The sequence below is a fragment of the Hyphomonas pacifica genome (assembly GCF_000682675.1).
Taxonomy (GTDB): domain Bacteria; phylum Pseudomonadota; class Alphaproteobacteria; order Caulobacterales; family Hyphomonadaceae; genus Hyphomonas; species Hyphomonas pacifica.
In genome coordinates, this window is sequence record NZ_AWFA01000060.1 from 1 (window position 1) to 4,257 (window position 4,257).

Sequence of the window (4,257 nt, forward strand, 5' to 3'; positions counted from 1 at the left end):
GCCACCAGCATGGCCAGCATCAGATATCGAAACAACAGCGTCTCCCCACAGCTTGCTCAGACGCCGCCCAGTGTAGCGCCTCTCCGTGACATGACCAGACCCAACGCCCGGCCGCATGCCGCCATGTCTTCAGCGTAAATACCCACTGCCTCTCCGGTTCGCCGGCGCAACGCTTATAAGCATCGACTAATCCGAGAAGCATGTCTGTGTTCCATCATAATTGTTGTAACACCGCGGCTCTTTGCTCTGGGGCGGCCTGTTCCAGTTGGGGTCGAAGCGTCGATCCATTTCTTCCCTGGCATAGCGCTCTGCGGCGCGGTCTGCCTTGGCCTTCTCCTCGGCATAGTAAGCCTGCGCCGTTGGCCAGACGAGACGGCACTCCTCACTGTTCTGACCAAACCGGCGACAGATTTCCCCGGAATCCTCAATGTCGGGGAGGTGCCGGTATTCGCGCCAGTAGGCTTTCAGATACTTGCCGCCATGCGTCTTCGCCACCTTGTAGAAGTTGGCATACTCCCTGACCGAGCGGCCTGGCTGCATGACTTCATCGGCACTGGCAAGCTGGACGTCCGCCAACAGGGCCTGATAGTTTGCCTCGCGCCGGTCTTCTCGAGCCTTGCGTTGCGCAGGCGTCATTTCACGATACTCCCGATCATCCCTGTTCATGGCGTACTCCACCCCCGCATGGACAATAACGTCGTTTGTGATCAGCGCCTGTGGATCGAAGGGGTGCGTCTTCAGCGTGGAGATGTCCGCATCATAGACTTTCTCGACAGCACGCCTGTGGATATCGTCACCCGTGCTGACCCAGTCAGTGATGCCGGACGTTTCAGGATTGGAGGGATCGTCAAACAGACGCACCACGACGCGCAGGCCCGGTTGGGGAATATCCCGGGGGTCTGCATCCTCGAATCGCGCCTTGTACAGAGCCTCATCCGCAGTCCCGATCCAGATATCAGCCACCGGAGGGAAATATTTTGCATAGCCAACGATGTCCTGGGGCTCGAGCTCGCGCTTCTTGCCGATCTGCAGCTTTCCCCCTGCATCCTCCTCCGGCGCATGGGCCACCAGTTTGTACCACCGTCGTGTATCGTCGCCATGGACCGTGATCCAGCCGCGCACATGCTGGTAGGGTTTCGGAAGATAGAGTGGCACCATGCCAATGATCTTCTCGCCATCCGCCTCGTGGTTTATCTTCGCGTAGCCATTCCACTCATCCAGCGGCAAGTACATGTCGCCGGCAAGAATTCCGTGACTCGATGAAAACGAGCCCACCTTTTGCATCGCCACATCTTTGAAACCTGTTCTTCCCACATCCAGATTGTAATTGCCCTGTATTCTCCAGCCATATCGTAATATTTCAAACGGCGGGGCGATACGGTCGACATCCAGTTTTGCCGACTGCACGAAAACGGTTATGTCTGTGCCTTCTTCGGTGCGGACCGGGAAGCCAAGATAGCCGCCATCGAAGAAGGCATATGAGCGCCCCTGTCCGTCGCGTGGCTTGACCCTGTCAATCGTGAGCGTCGGCTGCCCCTTTGCGTCGATCACCGTATATTTCTCAAGGCCCGGAGCATCGCTCTTGCCTTTGAACACCAACATTGTCGGCTTGGTTTCCAACTGACCGAACAGAAAGTCGAATGTATCCCAGCCAAAACCGATATCCCGGAAAGAGGCCGGATCGCCGGGCGTTACGAACCCCCATGCATTATTGATCTTCCTGACCATGACCAGAGTGTCGCTGACCGGATAGACGGTCTTGTAGATGGACGGCAACAGCTCTGTCTTGCCGTCTGAAGCCAGCAATCCCTGCAACACCATGTTCTTTGCGAAATAATCCAGCCCCAGAGACCCGGCGTTACCGCCCCTCTGTTTGCGGGCAAAGTCCAGATAGCGCTGGGTCGAAATATTCATTTCCTTCAGCAAGCCCTCTATGTCCGCTTCGGTCACGTCATTACGGGCAAGCATGTATTGTACTTTTGTGCTGCCATTTTCTGTACGAACAAAAGTCGGCCAGGACGCGGCACACCGCTTGAAGTCGGTCCTGCTCTCGCACCTGCCTTTTTGAACCAGGTTTTTGAACTCGTCGCCGTCCAGAGTCTGCCACGCCTGCGCATTCAGCGCACCCAGGGCCACCAGCATGACCAGTATCAGATATCGAAACAACAGCGTCTCCCCACGACTTGCTCAGACGCCACGCACTGTATCGCCTATTCGGGACATGACCAGACACTACGCCCGGCCGCATACCGCCGCATGCCCCCAAGGGGGGGATACCATTATTTTTGCTGACATCATGACCTTGGCGGCCAGCCTGACATCGCTCGGGCTGTTCCGGCTCCTGTCAGTTATAGAAACATGTTTCCGTTTTCGCGCCGGTCTGGTAACAGCGCGGCTCCTTCATCGGCGGGCGGTATTCAGACTTGTAGCCCTGGCTGAACTTCTTCTGGCTGTAGCGATCGGCTTCCCTGGCCGCTGCCTCGCGCTGGCCCTTCGAGATATTGTCCGCCCACGCATAGACGAGACCGCACTCCATGCTGGAGCTGCCGAACCGGCGGCAGATATCATACGCGTCGGCCGAATGCGGCAGCTGGTGATACTTGTTCCAGTAGGCCTGCAGGTATTTCCCGCCCTTTGTGCGGGCGACATAATAGAAGTCGCCATTGAAATCGAGGCCATAGCCGCTGATCAGGGCATTGTCCGCCGCGCCTATCAGCGTGCGCTCCTGCTCTGCCTGCGCGCGTGCGACATGCACTTCCCACGGTGTCTCCAGATACTCCCGATAGGCGGCATTCGACTCCCATTGCTGCTTCATCTCCGCGATGATTTCCGGCGTCGCCAGCGCCTGCGGATTGTCCGGATGCGACATACGTCCTGCCCGCGTGTCATAGATCTTCTGGAAATTCTCTGCACTCGGATCGCTGCCGATCAGATACCAGTCGGTCACCCCGCCCGCCGACAGCTGCCGCGGGTTCTCGAAGAAGCGTGCCGCGACGCGATAGCTCGGCGGCGGAATGTCCTTCGGGTTCGCATTCGCAAACAGTGCCTTGTGCGTCTCCTGCGGCAGGCTGCCGATCCAAATATCCGCCAGCGGCAGGTATTCGTTCGGCTCCCACATGAACACCCGGACAGATGACGGCGACAGCTCGCTCGACTTTCCCGTTTCCTGTTTGTAGAAATCATCCTTCTGCGGCGCATGCATGATCAGCTTGTACCACTGGTCCGTCGCATTCTCGTACACGATCAGCCACCCGCGAATACCGCCAATCTGGCCCGGCAGGCGCAGCGGCACCATGCCACGCGCCGTTTTCGGGTGTATGAGGGGTTCCGGATCGGCCTTCCATTCGCTCAGCGGCTCATAGATGTCCGTAGACAGAAGGCCCTTGCCGGAGGGCATCTCTCCGATCTTCTGGAAGGGGTAATATTTCAGGTCATGCTTGTTGTCGTCCCACTTTTCCGTCAGCGCATAGCCCACATCGAGAATATCGAACACCGGCCCCATCTTCTCCAGCTCCAGCGTGATCGTATTGAAGAAAACCGAGAACTCGCTTCCCTCCGAGCGTACGGGGAAGCCGATATAGCCCTCATAGAATTTATAGTAATCATCCGCGCCATGCGTGTTCGGAATGACGCCATTGATCTCATAGGCCGCCTTCCCGTCCCCATCAAAGATCATGTAGGTGCGCAGGTCGTCCTTGGTCGCTCCGTTCTTGATCGCCATCAGGGTAAATGGCCTCTTCGGCTCCGTGCCGTCGATCCATTGGAGACTGTCCCATGGCAGCGCAAGCGGCGTCAGCGTCGTCTCTGCAGAGCCCAGCGTCGCAAGCAGCCAGGTCTGCTTCACCGTCTTCACCAGCGCCGCCCGGTCACTCAACGGCAGGATGTGCACAAATTCCGGCGGCAACAGCACGGTCTTCCCGTCCACCGCCATCAGGCCCCGCAGCGTCATTGCGCGCTTGTAATACTCCTTGTCGCCGGCCTTGACGAACCATTCATGATACTTGCCTTCGACCATGCCATATTTGCGCATCAGGGCGTCAAAGTCTTCCTGCGGCAGGTTCCGTTTCAGCAGCAGCCGCACCGGCACGGTGCCGCTCTCGGTGCCCGTATCGGCGCGCACATATCTGCCGCTCTTGGTGACGCATTCGTCGGACGGCGTCTCGTTCAGGCAATCGCCGGTCTGGCGCGCATCGCCCACGGTAATTTCCTTCCACGCATGCGCATTCAGCGCGCCCAGGGCCACCAGCATGGCCAGCA

The 4,257-nt window shown here is 58.2% G+C and carries 2 protein-coding genes; both read right to left on the minus strand.

From position 1 onward, the window contains the following. Positions 1-186: 186 nt before the first annotated feature. A complete protein-coding gene (locus HY2_RS14525) occupies positions 187-2,166 on the minus strand; it encodes a hypothetical protein (RefSeq protein WP_146617213.1) in 1,980 nt (659 codons plus the stop codon). A gap of 178 nt (positions 2,167-2,344) precedes the next feature. After that, positions 2,345-4,257: hypothetical protein (locus HY2_RS17510; protein WP_158534034.1), on the minus strand; the 1,913-nt coding region annotated here is incomplete at its 5' end.